16 protein-coding genes and 1 tRNA gene are annotated in these 16,854 nt (G+C 54.2%); 10 read left to right on the top strand and 7 right to left on the bottom strand.

Going from position 1 to position 16,854, the window contains the following annotated elements:
* Nucleotides 1–10 precede the first annotated feature (10 nt).
* Nucleotides 11–1,444, bottom strand: coding sequence for an APC family permease (locus tag KP708_RS04050; protein WP_215750484.1), 1,434 nt, complete (start codon nt 1,442–1,444; stop codon nt 11–13).
* Nucleotides 1,445–1,536: 92 nt separating this feature from the next.
* Between KP708_RS04050 and glyA the strand changes: the two genes are divergently transcribed.
* Entirely contained in the window at nt 1,537–2,841 is a 1,305-nt protein-coding gene (gene glyA, locus KP708_RS04055; RefSeq protein WP_215750485.1) for a serine hydroxymethyltransferase, read from the top strand.
* Here glyA and KP708_RS04060 read toward each other — a convergent pair.
* Nucleotides 2,838–3,722 (bottom strand): succinylglutamate desuccinylase/aspartoacylase family protein, encoded by an 885-nt coding sequence (locus KP708_RS04060; protein ID WP_252348076.1) that lies wholly within the window; start codon nt 3,720–3,722, stop codon nt 2,838–2,840. The two genes, glyA and KP708_RS04060, sit on opposite strands and share 4 nt — an antisense overlap.
* A gap of 161 nt (nt 3,723–3,883) precedes the next feature.
* Complete coding sequence (gene argE, locus KP708_RS04065; RefSeq protein WP_215750487.1) at nt 3,884–5,059, bottom strand: acetylornithine deacetylase; 1,176 nt, start codon at nt 5,057–5,059, stop codon at nt 3,884–3,886.
* A gap of 169 nt (nt 5,060–5,228) precedes the next feature.
* On the opposite strand from argE, the gene KP708_RS04070 reads away from it, so the two are divergent.
* Both KP708_RS04070 and KP708_RS04075 read left to right on the top strand, forming a co-directional pair.
* The gene (locus KP708_RS04070; RefSeq protein WP_215750488.1) at nt 5,229–6,425 is read left to right on the top strand and encodes a glycosyltransferase family 4 protein; all 1,197 of its coding nucleotides are present in this window, start codon (nt 5,229–5,231) and stop codon (nt 6,423–6,425) included.
* A complete protein-coding gene (locus tag KP708_RS04075) occupies nt 6,422–7,489 on the top strand; it encodes a glycosyltransferase family 4 protein (protein WP_215750489.1) in 1,068 nt (355 codons plus the stop codon). The genes KP708_RS04070 and KP708_RS04075 overlap by 4 nt, the downstream gene beginning before the upstream one ends.
* Here KP708_RS04075 and KP708_RS04080 read toward each other — a convergent pair.
* Nucleotides 7,486–8,724, bottom strand: a complete 1,239-nt coding sequence (locus KP708_RS04080) for a DEAD/DEAH box helicase (protein ID WP_064272880.1) — start codon at nt 8,722–8,724, stop codon at nt 7,486–7,488. The two genes, KP708_RS04075 and KP708_RS04080, sit on opposite strands and share 4 nt — an antisense overlap.
* Here KP708_RS04080 and KP708_RS04085 point away from each other — a divergent pair.
* From KP708_RS04085 to KP708_RS04095, 3 genes are all read left to right on the top strand, one after another.
* The gene (locus KP708_RS04085) at nt 8,708–9,640 is read left to right on the top strand and encodes a mitochondrial fission ELM1 family protein (protein ID WP_215750490.1); all 933 of its coding nucleotides are present in this window, start codon (nt 8,708–8,710) and stop codon (nt 9,638–9,640) included. The two genes, KP708_RS04080 and KP708_RS04085, sit on opposite strands and share 17 nt — an antisense overlap.
* Nucleotides 9,641–9,651: 11 nt before the next feature.
* Complete coding sequence (locus KP708_RS04090; protein ID WP_215750491.1) at nt 9,652–11,526, top strand: hypothetical protein; 1,875 nt, start codon at nt 9,652–9,654, stop codon at nt 11,524–11,526.
* 199 nt (nt 11,527–11,725) lie between these two features.
* A complete protein-coding gene (locus KP708_RS04095; protein ID WP_215750492.1) occupies nt 11,726–12,682 on the top strand; it encodes a glycosyltransferase family 2 protein in 957 nt (318 codons plus the stop codon).
* 80 nt (nt 12,683–12,762) lie between these two features.
* Here the strand turns inward: KP708_RS04095 and KP708_RS04100 are convergent, their stop codons facing one another.
* Entirely contained in the window at nt 12,763–13,905 is a 1,143-nt protein-coding gene (locus KP708_RS04100; RefSeq protein ID WP_215750493.1) for an acyltransferase, read from the bottom strand.
* Nucleotides 13,906–14,027: 122 nt separating this feature from the next.
* Here KP708_RS04100 and KP708_RS04105 point away from each other — a divergent pair.
* Nucleotides 14,028–14,102, top strand: a tRNA-Val gene (locus KP708_RS04105).
* A 506-nt stretch (nt 14,103–14,608) separates the two neighbouring features.
* On the opposite strand, the gene KP708_RS04110 is transcribed toward KP708_RS04105, so the two are convergent.
* Entirely contained in the window at nt 14,609–14,851 is a 243-nt protein-coding gene (locus KP708_RS04110; RefSeq protein ID WP_215750494.1) for a hypothetical protein, read from the bottom strand.
* A 105-nt stretch (nt 14,852–14,956) separates the two neighbouring features.
* Between KP708_RS04110 and KP708_RS04115 the strand changes: the two genes are divergently transcribed.
* Nucleotides 14,957–15,184, top strand: coding sequence for a hypothetical protein (locus tag KP708_RS04115; protein ID WP_215750495.1), 228 nt, complete (start codon nt 14,957–14,959; stop codon nt 15,182–15,184).
* A 370-nt stretch (nt 15,185–15,554) separates the two neighbouring features.
* On the opposite strand, the gene ruvX is transcribed toward KP708_RS04115, so the two are convergent.
* A complete protein-coding gene (gene ruvX, locus KP708_RS04120; RefSeq protein ID WP_215750496.1) occupies nt 15,555–16,040 on the bottom strand; it encodes a Holliday junction resolvase RuvX in 486 nt (161 codons plus the stop codon).
* Between the two features lie 67 nt (nt 16,041–16,107).
* Here ruvX and gatC point away from each other — a divergent pair, with 67 nt between their 5' ends.
* A complete protein-coding gene (gatC, locus tag KP708_RS04125; RefSeq protein ID WP_064275348.1) occupies nt 16,108–16,395 on the top strand; it encodes an Asp-tRNA(Asn)/Glu-tRNA(Gln) amidotransferase subunit GatC in 288 nt (95 codons plus the stop codon).
* A partial coding sequence (locus KP708_RS04130) for an amidase (protein ID WP_252348077.1) occupies nt 16,395–16,854 on the top strand: 460 nt, incomplete at its 3' end. The genes gatC and KP708_RS04130, both read left to right, overlap by 1 nt.

Here is a 16,854-nt window from a genome sequence, read left to right on the forward strand (position 1 = left end):
CCTATATTTTCTATCTGGAAAGCAGGCTGTGACGTACTCCGTAACAGAAATAGATCGCTAGCCCGATCACAAGCCACACAACCAGTCGGACCCAGGTCAGCAGATCCAGAGACACCATGACCGCACCGCAGGACAACACGCCCAGAACCGGAATAATCGGCCCACCAGGCACACGGAAAAGGCGTGGGGCCTGAGGCTCCTTCATTCTTAAGAGTGGAACGCCGACGCAGACAATGATGAACGCGAGCAGGGTTCCGATAGAGGTCATGTTGCCCAACTCACCAATCGGCAGCACTGCAGTCAGAACACTAGTCAGGGCGGCAAAGCAGAGATGGGACGTCCAGGGCGTATGCGTGTGCGTGTTCAGCTTCGCGAAGACTTTCGGGAGCAGCCCGTCATGCGACATGGCCAGAAATACACGCGCCTGACCGAGAAGAAGGCCAAACAGGACAGAAACGTATCCTACTGTAATCCCCACTTTCACGAGACTGGCGAGCCATGGGGCACCCGCAGCATCAATCGCTGTTGCAACTGGGCTTGGATCATTCGCCATGACTTTATAGTTCACAACGCCCGTCAGAACCGCCGAGAACACTGCATAAACAACACCACAGATCAGCAGGCTTCCGATAATGCCGACCGGAATATCCCGCGCCGGGTTTTTGCTGTCCTGCGCGGTCGTGGAGACGATATCGAATCCCAGATAGGCAAAGAAAGCCATCCCTGCGGCCCGCATCACGCCAGAGAAGCCAAAATGCCCAAAGGTGCCGTCATTCGGCGGAATATAGGGATGATAATTCGCCAGCTTGATATGCGGGATGCAGAACACCAGCACCAGAGCGATCACTGCCAACTTGATCACCACGATGACATTATTCACCGCAGCGGACTGGCTGACACCACGCATCAACAAGGCTGTCACGACCCAGATAGCCAAAACAGCCGGAAAATTGAACCAGGCACTGACCACTGACCCGTCCGCCAGTGTCACGGGTGTCATGGGTGTCGCAAGAAGCCGCGGATCAATCGTAATGCCCCAGCCTGAGAGCAGGGAAGACACATAGCCCGACCAACTCGAGGCCACAGCGGCTGCACCTACTGTATATTCCAGCACAAGATCCCAGCCGATGATCCAGGCGATCAACTCGCCCATAGACGCATAGGCATAGGAATACGCTGACCCGCCTGACGGGATCATCCCAGCCAGTTCGCCGTAACAGAGGCCGGCAAATCCACAGGCGAGGGCGGCAATAAGATAGGACAACGTGACGGCAGGGCCTGCGTTCTGGCCTGCTGCAACGCCTGTCAGGGAGAACAGGCCCGCACCGATGGTTACACCCACACCGAGTGCGATGAGGTGCCAGGGGCCAAGAACACGTTTCAGGCCTGTATTGTCAGACGCAGCGGAAGACACAGGCTTGGTCCGCCAGAGCGGATTGGTCATGAAAGATCCTCGTTGGAAACACGGATTGTTTTTGCCGACGCGCGCATTCTGCGGTAGTGACGGGGCGAACTCACCCTGGAGAATGGACCACGATGTCGGAACACGCCAGCCAGTCCACGCTGAATCCTTTTTTCCACGCGCCTCTGAAAGAGGCTGATGCCGAAGTTGCCGCAATCCTGAATGACGAACTGACCCGTCAGCAGGATGGTATCGAGCTGATCGCGTCCGAGAACATGGCATCTTTTGCCGTGATGGAAGCGCAGGGCTCTGTTCTGACCAACAAGTACGCTGAAGGCCTTCCGGGCAAGCGCTACTATGGTGGCTGCGTTGACGTGGACCGCGTTGAAACCCTTGCCATCGAACGCCTTAAAAAGCTGTTCGGCGCAGAATTTGCAAACGTGCAGCCGCATTCCGGCGCCAATGCCAATCAGGCAGCCTTCATGGCAATGGCAAAGCCGGGCGACACCATTCTGGGCCTGAGCCTCGCGGCTGGCGGACATCTGACCCACGGTGCAGCTCCGAACTATTCCGGCAAGTGGTTCAACGCCGTTCAGTATGGCGTGCGCGCGCAGGATGGCCTGATCGACTACGATCAGATGGAAGAGCTGGCTCGTGAGCATAAGCCGAAGATCATTGTTGCAGGTAGCTCCGCCTATCCGCGCGTGATCGACTTCCCGCGCTTCCGGAAGGTTGCTGACGAAGTTGGCGCTTATCTGATGGTGGACATGGCTCATTTTGCCGGTCTGGTTGCCGCTGGCCTGTATCCAAGCCCGCTACCGTATGCTGACATCGTGACGTCCACGACTCACAAGACGCTACGTGGCCCGCGTGGTGGCATCATCCTGACGAACAGTGCTGAGCTCGCCAAGAAGATCAACTCTGCGGTCTTCCCAGGCCTTCAGGGTGGTCCGCTGATGCATGTCATCGCGGGCAAGGCCGTTGCCTTCGGTGAGGCCCTGAAGGACGACTTCCGCGACTACCAGAAGCGCATTGTGGCTAATGCGAAGGCACTGGCCGACGAACTTCAGCTACGTGGCTTCGATATCGTGACAGGCGGAACAGACAGCCATCTGGTGCTGGTTGATCTTCGCCCCAAGAAAGTGACGGGCAAGCTTGCAGAAGAAATTCTGGAACGCGCTGGCATCACGGCCAACAAGAACGCCATTCCGTTCGATCCGGAAAAGCCGTTCGTCACGTCAGGCATTCGTCTGGGCAGCCCGGCTGCAACCGCACGTGGCTTCGGTGAAGACGAATTCCGTACCATCGCCCGCATGATGGACGAAGTTCTAACGGCGGCTCTAGAAGAGGGCGACGTCAATGACACGACCAACCGTGTCCATGAAGAAGTGAAGGCGCTCTGCCGTCGTTTCCCGATCTATGATCGCGCTTCTGCCTAAGAGTTAAGGTGGACTGCGGTGCGTCTGGCCAGACGCACCGCAAGCTGCCCCTGCTTGGGGCGAAGGTTGGGCACGATGAGCAGACAGTCATCGTAGGGTGTGCAGATTGCGTCGTGGCCGTCCCGGGCAATCACCGTACCGGCTCTTGGAATACAGGTGTTTCCAACCCAAGGCTCAACAAAACTAAACTCTGCACTTTTTGCCGTAACATTATCCGTCACGACAGCAAGTCTTACTGGCTGCGTTTTATCCTGAGCCCCCCCCTGTAGATGCACATTCAGGGCTTCAGCCAGAAAACGACGGCTGACTTTCTCCATGACATCAACAGTCTGCGGCTCCCAATGTAGCCCGGCTTCCAGCAGACAGGATCGCCCGGTACCGCCGACGGCCATAAAGCGCGCATGTTCAATCAGGCGAGAACCTCCGTGATGCCCAAGATCTGTCAGGACCAGCGTCGGTAATCCAGCTTCTGAGGCCAAGGCGCAGGCGAGATCACTGGACCGCCGCCTGGGCGGGACAATGAAAAGCGGATTGGACGGCCAGAGTGTCGAGTGAAGGTCCAGCAACAGATCCGCACGCTCGATGAACGGGCGAAGCTCTCGCGCGCGTTCCAGTTCATTAGATTGTTCATCACTGTTCAAACGTGATGGATGCCAAAGTCGGTTGAGATCCTCATCCTTGTAGCGGGAAGCCATCGGAGCGGAGCGATCAAAGCGATCGAAAGCCTTCAGATTGGCAAGAATCAGCGTCACCCGTCCTATTGCAGGAACAGGCGCAGTGCATCGCAGTCTCTCCAGGGCATGGCCACCAGCATATTCATTCCCATGCACCATGCCGGTAATCACGACATCCGGGCCATTTCGGCCGGAGTCAAAAACCATGACACCGGGAACTCCAGATGCGGGACTACTCCAGGCCGAAAGATCTGGTGGATCAAGACAAACGGTCAGTGGAAAAGCCGGACGGCCGCTTCCGGGCAGGTCTTCAGTCAGGCGCGGCTGACGAAGCCGTATCGGATGGTGCCTCTGTCCTGCCTTACAACTCATGCCGCCCCGCTTACTCTCCGTGCAAAATCCCGTATGACCGTTTCACAGCGCTCAAGCTGTTCCTTCGCAATAAACTCGTCCGGACGATGAGCCTGAGCAATATCTCCCGGACCACAGACAATACTCTCCATGGCACCACGCTGGTAGATCCCAGCCTCAGTTCCATAAGACACTTTTCCCGTCGTGTTGCTGCCGGTGATCTGGCACGTCAGTTCTGCCAGAGGATGGTCGGCGGCCAGGGCAAGGGGAGGCAGGTCCACCAAAAGAAGGTAGCTGATGCCGCCGCCGGGGTTATCTTCTCTCAGACTTTCATCCAGCGGAGAGAGGGCCTCACGTAACTTCTCAAACTCGACGCATCCCTCATCACCGGGAACATTCCGCCACTCAACATCGAATTCGGCCTGCTCAGGAATGATATTGAGGATACTGCCACCAGATGCGAGCCCGACCTGCATGGTTGTATACGGCGGAACAAACCCATCAACCCGCCGACCTTCCACAGCAAGGCGGTCAGCCTCGTCGGCACAGATAGCGATAGCTCGCCCCATGGCATGCAAGGCATTTTTCCCACCCTGCGGCAGGGAGGAATGCCCCGGCTTTCCAGTTAGCCGCACGCGAACAGCAAAGCGCCCTTTATGAGCGATTACGGGCGTCATCATGGTCGGTTCGCCCACCATGCAGAGGGCAGGGAGCAGATGCGCCTGCTGTATGTCCTCGATCAGGTGTCGGGCGCCATCACAGGTAATTTCTTCGTCGCAGGTAAAAAGCAGGTGGATGGGCTTGAGGAGATCCAAGGCCTTAAAGTCTGGCACTGCGGCCAGCATGCAGGCGACATAGCCCTTCATGTCCGTAGTGCCGCGCCCATAGAGGCGGCCGCTGTCTTCCCTTAGAACAAACGGATCAGAGGACCAGTCCTGACCATCGACAGGAACACAATCAACATGCCCGGCAAATGCCATTCCTCCGGCTTCCCGAGGACCAATAATGGCATGCAAATTCCACTTCCCGTCATCTCCACCCGCATACCGGGAAAAGGAGACCTCGTGGGCAGCCAGATAGGCTTCAATCCACTCGATGATCGGCAGGTTCGAATGACGGCTGGTCGTATCGAACGAGACCAGCGCCGCAAGAATCGGCTCAACCCGGGGAGGAATGGTGCGTGGATCGGTCATGGATTGTAGTGTAAGCACGTTCCTGGCCAGTCGCCATAGAGCTTGTAACGGCTTTATGATGCGGATGCTCGAGGCAGGAAACATGTTGTAAAGAAGCAGGCGTGACGGCAGCTGATTTTAAACTGAAACAGATTTTTCTCCGTACGAAACACGCCTTGAAGGACATGCCGTGAGCCACCCCGATCTTTCTGTTGCTCACAGGATCTGGCAGAAACTGCCTCAGGAACCGAGACGGCGCTTCTTTGCATGGGCAACAGCCCTCGTCGCGCCCAGCATCAGCAAGACTTATCCATCCCGTGCTTCCGGCATTATTGTGGCTGGAGAACTGAGCCGCAGTTCAGGACTGGGCGAAGGGGCTCGTCTGATGGTGAAGGCTCTGCGCAAACTGAACATTCCCTGTGCAACCTGGGATATAGACACGCGGCGACTTGAGGGGGATGCAGTCGGGGCAGGCGCCCCTCTTGTCATTCACCTCAATGCGCCAATGCTCCCCTCTGTTCTTCTCAGAATGCCACGCTTTCTTCGGAACGGCCGGAAAGTGATCGGCTATTGGGCATGGGAATTGCCCATCATTCCAAAAACATGGACATACGCCCGGCGACATGTTCATGAAATCTGGGTGCCATCCCGCTTTACCGCTGATGCGATCGCGCCCCTCAACGTCCCGGTTCGCGTGGTGGAACACCCCGTTGGGCTTGCGGGCCAAAAACCCTCTCAGAGAGACCGGGTAGCATTCAACCTACCAGATGATGCCCTCATTGTTCTTGTTTCGTTTAATCTTGCATCCAGCATGGTTCGGAAGAACCCCATCGATACCATTCGGGCCTTTCGTGAAGCATTCGGCATCCGGCCTGACCGGATTTTACTGCTGAAGATTGGCCATACAGAGAACTACCCGGGCGATATGGCCGCCATTCAGGCCGCGATCGACGGGGCTCCTAATATTCGCCTCGATACAGCGCATTACAGCAGCGAAGACACGCTGGCGTTCATGGCTTGTGCTGATATCGTTCTTTCCCTTCACAAGGCCGAAGGGTTCGGACTGGTCGTGGCGGAAGCCATGGCGCTGGGGCGCTGCGTCGTCGCCACGGACTGGTCTGCAACCGCGGAATTCATGGATACTTCATGCGGGCTTCCTGTCGCCTACAGTCTGTCTCCCGCCCGGGATCCACGGGGCGTTCTCGACATGCCGCAAACCAGCTGGGCCAACCCTGACGTTCAATCCGCGGCACAGGCATTAAGAGAAGCCGCTGATAGTCCTGCTCTTCGGGAACGCCTGGGAAATGCCGCCATGAAGCGTGTGGAGGATCGACTGAACGGCCAGAGCCTTCTGCAAGCGGTACAGGCATCAGGAGTTCAGGGGTGACGGCCAGGAAAGTTTTTGTCTGGCAGTGGGGAAAACGGGGCGCGGGGCCGCGAATCGCAGTGGACCTTGCCAATGGGCTTGGTGCACTTCCCCGAACCAGTGTTCAGCTCTCGCTTTCAGACCAAGCGGAAATCCTTCATAGCCATCACGCTCCTGCGAATGTCCTGACATTCAGGACGTATCGCTCTGCGTTCGGGTTGTTCTGCAAATTCCTGCAGGCACCGGTGATTATCACACGTCTTTTCATGGCCATTCTGAGCAACAGGCCCGATATCGCCATCTGTGCAATGCCCGGGCCGCTTGATGTTCTTATGGCACACGCTCTGCGACGTGCGGGAGTGCCGGTCATCACGATCATTCACGATGCACGTGCCCATCCGGGAGACGGCTACCCATTACAGATGTTTCTTCAACGCATTCTGATCAGACAGTCATCCAGTCTGGTCACCTTTAGCCAGCACGTCGCCCAAACATTGTCGGGCGATGCATCGTGTCAGGGAAAAAGGATCCTTTCACTTTCCCATCCACCATTTATCGGGACGAACGCCGCTCCGCCGTTTAGCCATCAAGGGAAACCCAAGCTGCTGATGTTTGGACGCCTTCTGCCTTACAAGGGACTGGACCTATTGGCTGCGGCACTTCCGCAGGTTGATATTCCTATCGAATGTCGCGTTATCGGGCAGGGGCCTGATAGCCCTGAACTTGCTGAACTTCAGAAGATCAACGGAGTGCACGTTGAAAATCGGTGGGTTCCAGAAAATGAGCTGTCACAACTGATTGGCTGGGCGGACGTATTGCTGCTTCCCTATCGGGAAGCCTCTCAAAGTGGCGTAGGCGCAATGGCCGCAGCAGGAGGGCGTTATATCGTTGCGACGAATGTGGGGGGCCTCACGGAGCAGTTTGCTGACAATTCACAGGCAGTACTCTGTGAACCGGAGCCGGCGGCAATCGCTCAGGCAATCACCGTCCTTTTGAAAAATCCACCACCAATTCCTCCAATTCCTGACAGCACAATTGCGTGGCAAGAACTGGGAAGAAATATTCTGGATCGCTATCTACCTTAGGTGTCGAGTGCGTCTTCTGTCGCGATACGAATGCGATAGCCAATGTGCTTTTCAATATCGCGCAGGAACAGACGCTCATCACTGTTGATGAGAGAGAACGCAGCGCCCTTCTTGCCCGCACGAGCCGTCCGGCCAATGCGGTGAACATAGGATTCAGGCGTTTCCGGCATGTCCATGTTGATGACAAGATCAACATCGGAGATGTCCAGCCCGCGTGAGGCGATATCCGTGGTCACCAACACAGGCACGCGGCCCTGTCGAAACAGATCCAAAGCCTTGTTTCGGGCACCCTGTGTCCGATCACCATGTAGGGTTTCTGCCCTGATGTCATGACGGCGAAGCACCTTGGCCATCAGATCGACATTCACTTTTGTGCGGGCAAAGACCATGCTGCGGCCCGGAAACCTCTCCAGAATACGTGCGACAGTTTCAGGCTTGTCGTCTTTTTCCACAAACATCGCGCGCTGGCGTATTTTCTTTGGCGTGAAGGTTTCAGCAGCAACATCCACGCGAACCGGATCACGCGTTACACGCTTGGCCAGAGCCATAACCGGCTCTGGCAGTGTAGCAGAGCAGAAGACGGTTTGCGGCGGCACATCAGGGAAATACGGCGTCAGCGCCGTCATGCTTTCGGAAAAGTCTTCATCCAGTAGGCGGTCAGCCTCATCCAGCACGAGGTAGGTCAAATACTCCAGAACCAGTTCACCCTGCATCACCAGGTCCAGCAGTCGTCCATGCGTAGCCACAATAATGTCGACGCCATCGCGGATCGTGCGCAGTTGCTGATCCCGTGGTGTGCCGCCACAGATCACACGCGTTTTCAAAGACAGGCGACGCCCTAACTGACGGCAGACTGCCGCAGTCTGCGCAGCCAGCTCCCGTGTAGGTTCAAGAATTAAAGCGCGTGGTCCCGGCGCAGCTTCCCCTTCATTCAGCTTCTGCAGCATGGGGAGCACGAAAGCAGCAGTTTTGCCACTTCCTGTCTGGGATGCGACAAGCACATCGCGCCCGGCCAGAAGCGGCGGGATGGCCTGAGACTGGATCGCGCTCGGGCGTTTGTGCCCAACCTGCTCCAGCGTGGCCAGAAGAGGGGGGATCAGTCCAAACTCGGCAAAACCGTCAGAATTGGAAATGGAAGGTGTTTCAGGCATCGTCATATCCGCTTCTTGCCAAATTTCTTCCGTTTCGGGAAATAGCGTCTTTTTTCGGAGTCCAACCATGAAGGCCACGATCATCGCCGAAGACTTCGCCGGGATGCGTGCGCAAGGTGCCGGTCTCTCGGAGAAAGCAGGAATGGACTGGGACTTTCAACCCGTTCTGATCCGCAGACCCTGGAATCATATTCCGGCCCGATACTGGCCGTCTCCTTTAAAGCGCATTGCCCCCATCACCATAGCGCCTGACACAAAACTGATCATCAGTATTGGTGGGACGGGAGGCATTGCAGGGGCAGCAGTTGCCAAACGGGAAGGGTTGCCCGTGGTGCAGATTCAAAATCCCCGAACTGACCTCACAAAATTTAATCTTATTGTTGCCAACAGTCATGACGGCATTAATGGCCCGAATGTTTTGATCTCTCGCAATGCATTGCACCCCGTCACGCCCCAGAAGCTGGATTATGCCCGTGCTTTATGGGCTGATCGTCTGAAACATGACGAGCGGCCTTTGCTTGCCATTCTGGTTGGCGGCACAAACGGGCGCTTTTCTCTTGGGGCGGCGGAAGCAGTCAAAATGGCAGAAGGACTGATCGCTTTCGTGAACCGGAATGGAATGCAGGCTGTCCTGACCCCTTCACGCCGGACGGACCCAACCGCTCTTGCCGTGTTGAAGGAAAAACTTGTTCCAGCCGGTATCCGCATTCTTGAAGGGCAGGGAGATAACAACCCTTATTTCGGGATGCTCGCCTGCGCAGATATGATTGCCGTGACTACAGACAGTGTTTCCATGATTTCTGAAGCTGCCGCTACGACTGCACCGGTGATGGTTCTTCCGCTTCCGGGCAAGTCAGCACGCATTGGCCGGTTTGTGCAAACCCTTGAGGAAGCAGGGCGCGTCCGCATATTCAGCCCGACCTTGACATCATGGTCTGTCCAGCCGCTTGACGACACCCCCACTGTGGCGAGAGAAATGCGCCGACGACTGAAGCTCTGAAAGGGCCCTCTATGCTCGATATCCGCACTTTCGGTCCACAGGGTGGAAACGTGCTCTACAAGGCGCTGGCCCACCCGCTAGCAGCCGAGGCGCTGACGCGCATGGAGAAGGCTTTCACCGGGCAGACAATCGTCATTTACGACCCCGAAGACACCGTCCGAACGCTGGTTGCCCTTTATCCGGGACTGAAACCTTCCGTCGTGCTGGTTCATGATACCGAGCAGGTTGGCCAACCCGACGGCTTTGGTGGGGCGAAACAAGCTCTTTTGAAACTGCCCGACACTGAAGCAGGTATCATTCTGGCGCTCTCGTTCGATGACGCGAAAATGCGCGGTCGTCTGGGCAAGCTCCTGAACGGGCGCACACTGCACACTCTCGCCCCGGCACGCCTGCCCGATGATATGATCGTCCGTGGTCGCCCCTATCTCGACAAGCTCAATTTCGCGACGAATTTTGCTTTTTTCCGGGATGACGATCAGTTTTCCACGCGGATCGTGACGGCTAATTACTGGTCCAATTATGGCTCGCAGGATCTGCGTTACTGGCTACGTCTTTATGATCAGTCCGGGCAGGTCATCGCCCAGTGGGAGCAACCTGTTACCCAGTCTGGCGCAGGCATCACGATTGATAGCGCCCAAATACGTGACCGTTTCAGCCTGCCGCCGTTTATGGGGCAGCTTTTCATTCATGTGATCGGCGCGCGCGGGCATGACGTCGTCAAATACGCGCTGGATGTCTGGGGCAGGAATGGTGACCCAAGCCTGTCCGTCACACATGACGCCAATGCCTGGCCATCTGTCCGTTATGCCACGCTACCGGCTCCGGAAGCAGATGAGACCCTTACCGTCTGGGTCCAGAACAGCCATGCCACCACGATCCCGGCGGGAGGCATTACCTTTAACCCCATGGGCGTGGAAGAACATCGTGGCGTTGATCGGGCGATCGGTCCGTTTGAGACAGTCGCAGTCGATGTTGGAAAGATCTTTCCCGAACTCGCATGGCCTACCCAGCTCGAAATGCGCGCAGGACGCCATCTGGTTCGCCCGCGCTATGAAATAACGCAGCGTGGACGCACACGCATTGCACACCTGAATGTCGAGCGGGACAATATCCGCCCGGACCCAGCCATCAGAAATTTTGCACCGTCGCTAGGCCGAGGCTTTCTGCTGCCATTTCCCATTCTGGACCCTGCAAAATTTGAAAGCTTTATCCAACCCAACCCCATGTCCGAGGCACTGGAAACGCTTCCTGTGCGGCTGGATATTTTCGATGATGCCGGGCAGCTGATAGGCTCCCACTTCCTTGGCAATCTTCCGCGCAACCACTCAACAGCCATTGCCTTGCATGACCTGACAGACCGGCCAGGGCATGCAGATCTGGTATATGATTTCCGCGACGGTGGGGAAGCTGACGGCTGGCTTCATGCGCTCATGCGCTATCGCAACCGTGAAACCGATCATGCGGCAGAAACCAGCTTTGGAGCCCACATCTTTAACACGCTCATGACATGGCGTTCCGAACCGCAATCCTATTCCGGTCCACCGCCGGGCCTGACAACGCGCCTCTTCCTGAAGCTTGGCCATGATCATCTGCGTAGTTTCTGTTGCCTGATCCATCCCGCCTCAATCGAGGGGACAGACCAATCCGAAACGGTTCTGCTGCTTCATGCCGCTGACGGCACCCTAGTGGCCGAGACGGGTATCCGCATCCAGCCATCAGGCTCCTACATGGTTCGTCCCCATGAGCTTTTTGAGAGCGCCCACCTGGAGCGAGCCAGTGTCGGTGGATATATCTTGATCCGCGATCTCACATGCCGCCTGTTCGGGTACCATGGCCTTGAAAATGGGGAAGGTGGCTTCTCCCTCGATCACATGTTTGGTTTCTGAAAGCTTCGCTTACACTTATGCTGAAGAGTGGACTGTTATTCCGTTCTTCAGCATAGAACATTGCTTTTGCGGCAATCGGCCAGATGATGACATGCGCATCGTTTATACAAAACGATATCAGCCTTTGAGTTTCAGGCAGAAGAAATCTATAAATTCCAAATACGGTATTTCAAACACTCTCAATATTGGTCACACCTAAATGCCTTCTGAAAATGATCCATTTTCTTCGTCCCGCATTGTTGTTCTTGTACCCTGCTATAATGAAGAAGTGACCATTCAAAAGGTTATTTATGATTTTCGTGCGGCACTGCCGGGCGTCGATATTTATGTGTATGATAACAACTCAACAGACGACACCGGGGAAATCGCCAAAGCCGCCGGAGCAATTGTCCGTACAGAACGGATGAAAGGCAAAGGGCACGTCATCCGCCGCATGTTCGCAGACATCGATGCAGACTACTATATTCTCGTCGACGGAGACGCCACCTACGAAGCTGCCGCAGCTCCCATCATGCTCAAGGCCGCCATGTCGGAAGGGCTGGACATGGTAAATGGAGCCCGCGTGACAGACCGGGAAGCGGCTTATCGGCGCGGCCACGTACTGGGCAACAAAGTGCTCACAGGCCTGGTAACGTTTGTTTTTGGTCGGCGTCTGAGTGATATGCTGTCCGGATATCGAGTATTTTCACGTCGTTTCGTGAAGTCTTTTCCTGCTCTTTCCGCCGGTTTTGAAACAGAGACCGAATTCACAGTCCATGCCCTTGAATTAGGGATGCCCATCGGGGAAGTTGCGACAACGTATATTGAGCGCCCACCTGGCTCTGCCTCCAAGCTGCGCACCTACTCAGACGGGCTGCTAATTCTGAAAACCATTATCAATCTGGTGAAGCAGGAGCGCCCATTGATGTTCTTTTCAGCCCTCGCATCCCTCTTTACCATTATGGGCCTAAGTCTCGGGCTTCCTGTCGTTTTGACCTATCTTCACACAGGATTGGTACCGCGCCTCCCTACAGCACTCCTTGCCACAGGCAGTATGATCCTTGCGGCACTTTCACTGGTGTGCGGCCTGATTCTGGATAGCATCACATTAGGCAGACGCGAACAGAAACGCATGCATTACCTCTCATTGCCAGCGCCTCCCTTGCTCAGGGAGTAGTCAAAATATCGAGAACTCTAAAATCGCCATGCAGTTTAATCATGCTGGCAATGAAATATCGGCAACGAGGGAAGAGGTATTTAAGGCTGTACCCCAGATATTTTAACCGAATTAACGGTAGGGGATTTTTGATAAATACGAGACGTTAGTGCCTGGTCCAGAATTCGAGAGATCGGCTTGGTGAACAACCGTGAAACAGTTTCACCCAAACCCCAGATCACCATCAGGCAAACTGGATAAACGACCCACCCTAGACTTTGAGGCCAGTGGTTATGTCTCCAGATCCGAACGACTGCCATGACAACAAACATGTGAGACAGATAAACCTCATATGACAGTTGCCCCATTCTGCGGATCCACCAACTCCATTGAGCCCCCTCAAAGGAACGCCAGCCGCACGCCAGAACCAACATGGCAATGCCAACATAGAGGACAGCAAACCAGCCATCGGACAGCAGAGGCCACCATGATGAGGGGCCACACATCTCCAACAGCGTCATCACCATGCCCGCCAGCCCCATAGCGACAGGCCAACGCCCGATTGGACGATAACGTGCGGCTATAATGGCCATAAGAACACCCAAGGCTATCGTCGCCAACCCAGTCAGAGTGGCTTGCTCTTTCCAGATTTCATTGCCCTTAAGTGTCGCCTGATAAACTGGCGCCGCAGCGGCGAGTATAACAAGTAGCCCTATGCGCAGCCGGGCATTCAGCCGACAGAGAAACGGAAACAGCAGATAAAAGAGCTCTTCAATCGAGAGCGACCAAAGGACCGTCCAGCCTGCAACACTCCATCCATGCCGCGCCTGCCAAATATTGAAGTAAAGCCCGAAAGCTGCCATCGCGGCACCGATAAAACTCTGACCCGGCTTGGAGAACCGATAATCCTCAAAGCCGATATAATCGAGAACTCCCAGAACGCACACCAGGAGTACAAGGCAAGGAGCGATACGAATGGCACGATGAATGAGAAATGTAGCTGGTTGGATCCGATCAAGTGCTCCAAAGACCTGCATAACTCTGGTAGTGATTAGAAAGCCCGATAAAGCGAAGAAGATGCTTACGGCTTCCCCACCATTATAGTTCACACTCACCAGAAATTGGTGCGGCAGAAAGCTCGCTAATGCGGTGTGGAGGAGAGGAATACGTATTCCGATGTGATTACTGATCACAAGAAGGATTGCTGCTCCTCGCAGGCAATCCAAAGCAGCATTCCGTTTCATTGTCGCTCCGAGTCAGACAAAGTATTTCTGGAAGCGCAATAAGTTCAAACAAAGGCGAAGAGGTGTTTAAAAAAGCGTCTTGTCAGACTGTACAGCCGCTGTTAAAAGCCCGCTCAACGAATGGGCGCGTAGCTCAGCGGTAGAGCACTGCCTTCACACGGCAGGGGTCACAGGTTCAATCCCTGTCGCGCCCACCATTCTAAATCCTTGAAAAAATTTATTTTTTAATGCTGCCGTAGAGCAGAGTATAATTTCTATAAATCAATGTCGCTCTTTACATGCGATTTTCGACATGTTCGGGGGAAACTTCGGATGCCTGCCGGGTCATGAGGAATGACATCTACAAATGCCTCGCTTAAAGCCGAAAGTTTCTCGAGCTCAACCTGTTCTTGTGATGAAGCCTGCAACCAATCAAACAAAGACGGTAACCCGCCAATTTGTTGGCTCGAGCCTCAAGTATATGTTTGATATCATCTGGCATTGACGATTTACCAAATAAGAAATTCAGACGCTCAGCATCGTGTTGAATTTCTTTATCATTTTGCGAATTTCTGATCCAACGCTTTTTTTGTTCGTTGTCATTCTAAAATATTGAAAATAAATATACCACAAAATCAGAAAATACTGTCGAATTAAGGACGAAATATAAAAAACAAGCCGCACTACAAAAAGCAGTGCGGCCTTCACCATTTAAGAGAAAATTTTATTCTCTGTCTGTGGCTTCATCTTCCTCTTCCCCGTCATCGAAATATACTTCTTCGACGGTAATCGCCAATGAGTCATTTTCGCTCAGGAGATCAGCAACGGCATTCGCTTCATCTTCGTCTTCATAAAGCTCTGAGTCACCCGGATCAGAAACCCACTTTTCTGTAGGGTTCCAGAATTCATCGTCCCCGTTTTCAAGTTCACGGCGAATAAGATAGCCAGCAATTTCTTCATCAGCCATTTTAGGGCCCTCCTGTGAGGAGAAAAGCTTATTTGAAAACAGTATCAATTGCCACAGTCGGAAAAACAGGATAAATTCAGTCCGAATTAAGGAAGGACCGAATTCATGTCTGACCCTTCATCAAGAAACCCTTCACTACATGATCGAGTGAGCACTTCCATGAAAGCGGCAACACTCGAAGTTTGCACGCGACATTCAGATATGATGATTTCCCAGCAAAAACGTGATGTTCTCATTAATATTCCACGTAAAATAATGAAAGAAAATCCAACACAGGGAATAAACCTTCGGATTGAAGCCTTAAAAATAACGTATAATAAAAATTACATCTGATTATTTTCTGTTAGAAATATTTTAAAACTACACATTTTGATTTTTTCAACGTTGTTTGGGAGGTGAATTTCAGCACCTCAAACATATTTTGAAAATTCTCCATCCTATAAATTCATCTCTTCGTACTTTAGCTTTTGATGGAGTAATGAGATAATTTTCTCGCCTGTACCGGCGTGATATCGTACTGTCTGATCATGACTGATCAGACAGACATCGACGATACCGAAGACGAAATTGCTTTGGATGCAACGCAAGAGGGAGAGTCTCTACTCTCCACCCTTATGTTGCCTTTGTGTATTTTGGTTGGACTTTCTATTCTCGGGATTCTGATTGGCGTGAGTTTCATGTGAGCTCAGCCAATTGCCTTTCTTTATAAATATTTCTTCTCAAGATCGGGTTTCGTCGCATCAAGCCAGCCTTGCAGCATGTAGGCTGCGGCCATTTTGTCCACGACTTCAGCTCGCCTCCCACGCGTCATATCTGCATCCTGAATCAGGAAGCGATTAACAGCGCTGGAAGAAAGCCGCTCATCCCACAGGCACGCCGGAATACCCAATCGCTCCGAGAGAGCAGCCGTCCAATCTGACGCTGCACGTGCTGCTGGGCCAAAAGATCCATCCAGTGACAGGGGCAAGCCAACCACCAGCGCCCCAACATTCTGACGCGTCACGATCTCTGCCAACTCCTTGGCATTTTCCCCCAATTTCCGCCGTTTCAACCCCATGAATGGTGAGGCGAGCATGAGGGAAACATCTGTCAGGGCAACGCCGATCGTCTTCGATCCTGGGTCCAGCCCAAGGATACGCTGATCAGTTTGAAGAACATTACGGAGGTCTTGTGGATTGAACAGGGACATAACCCGGCGTTATGATCTGTCTGACGGCTGAAAAGCTACCATAATTTCCTCTTTTTCAGGAATGTTCATGTCGCTCGACGCGAAAACGGTCACGCGCATCGCCAGATTGGCGAGAATTGGTCTCGAACCGGGGGAGGTAGACTCTCTCGGGAAGGACATGGGTTCCATCATCGATTGGGTGGAACAGCTTAACGAAGTGGATGTCACAGATGTCCCCCCCATGATTGGCACGGGTCTCGCCACGCCACGCCTGCGGGAAGACCGCGTCACGGACGGCAATCGCCGCGATGACGTGCTGTCAAACGCTCCGGACCGTGAAGGTCCGTTCTACACGGTTCCGAAGGTGGTCGAATAATGTCCGGCATGCACGATTTTACGCTGGCTTCCGCCCGGGATGCCCTCAAGGCTCGCAAGATCTCCGCGGTTGAACTGACGAACGCCCACCTGGATGCCATCGAACGTCTGGATGGTCGCCTCAACAGTTTCATCACCCGTACGCCCGATCAGGCTCGCGTAGCAGCAAAGGCTGCGGACGACGTTCTGGCGAAAGGTGAGGGCGGCGCACTGACCGGCATTCCGCTCGGTATCAAGGATCTGTTCTGCACGAACGGCGTCCGCACGACGGCGGCCAGCAAGATTCTCGGCAATTTTGTCCCGCCTTACGAAAGCACGGTGACGTCCAACCTTCTGCGTGATGGTGCGGTGTTCCTTGGCAAGCTGAACCTTGATGAATTTGCCATGGGTTCCGCCAATCTGAACTCAGCCTTTGGCCCGGKAGAAAACCCATGGAAGCGCAATGGCTCTGACGCCAAGC

This window comes from Gluconobacter sp. P5H9_a (genome assembly GCF_018812085.1).
In the GTDB taxonomy this organism is placed as follows: Bacteria; Pseudomonadota; Alphaproteobacteria; order Acetobacterales; family Acetobacteraceae; genus Gluconobacter.

Bases quoted from the DNA above. Each gene is read 5' to 3' on its own strand.
- KP708_RS04050 (WP_215750484.1), bottom strand. From the start codon at position 1,444: ATGACCAATCCGCTCTGGCGGACCAAGCCTGTGTCTTCCGCTGCGTCT.
- glyA (WP_215750485.1), top strand. From the start codon at position 1,537: ATGTCGGAACACGCCAGCCAGTCCACGCTGAATCCTTTTTTCCACGCG.
- KP708_RS04060 (WP_252348076.1), bottom strand. From the start codon at position 3,722: ATGGTTTTTGACTCCGGCCGAAATGGCCCGGATGTCGTGATTACCGGC.
- argE (WP_215750487.1), bottom strand. From the start codon at position 5,059: ATGACCGATCCACGCACCATTCCTCCCCGGGTTGAGCCGATTCTTGCG.
- KP708_RS04085 (WP_215750490.1), top strand. From the start codon at position 8,708: ATGAAGGCCACGATCATCGCCGAAGACTTCGCCGGGATGCGTGCGCAA.
- KP708_RS04080 (WP_064272880.1), bottom strand. From the start codon at position 8,724: ATGATCGTGGCCTTCATGGTTGGACTCCGAAAAAAGACGCTATTTCCC.
- KP708_RS04090 (WP_215750491.1), top strand. From the start codon at position 9,652: ATGCTCGATATCCGCACTTTCGGTCCACAGGGTGGAAACGTGCTCTAC.
- KP708_RS04095 (WP_215750492.1), top strand. From the start codon at position 11,726: ATGCCTTCTGAAAATGATCCATTTTCTTCGTCCCGCATTGTTGTTCTT.
- KP708_RS04100 (WP_215750493.1), bottom strand. From the start codon at position 13,905: ATGAAACGGAATGCTGCTTTGGATTGCCTGCGAGGAGCAGCAATCCTT.
- KP708_RS04110 (WP_215750494.1), bottom strand. From the start codon at position 14,851: ATGGCTGATGAAGAAATTGCTGGCTATCTTATTCGCCGTGAACTTGAA.
- KP708_RS04115 (WP_215750495.1), top strand. From the start codon at position 14,957: ATGTCTGACCCTTCATCAAGAAACCCTTCACTACATGATCGAGTGAGC.
- ruvX (WP_215750496.1), bottom strand. From the start codon at position 16,040: ATGTCCCTGTTCAATCCACAAGACCTCCGTAATGTTCTTCAAACTGAT.
- gatC (WP_064275348.1), top strand. From the start codon at position 16,108: ATGTCGCTCGACGCGAAAACGGTCACGCGCATCGCCAGATTGGCGAGA.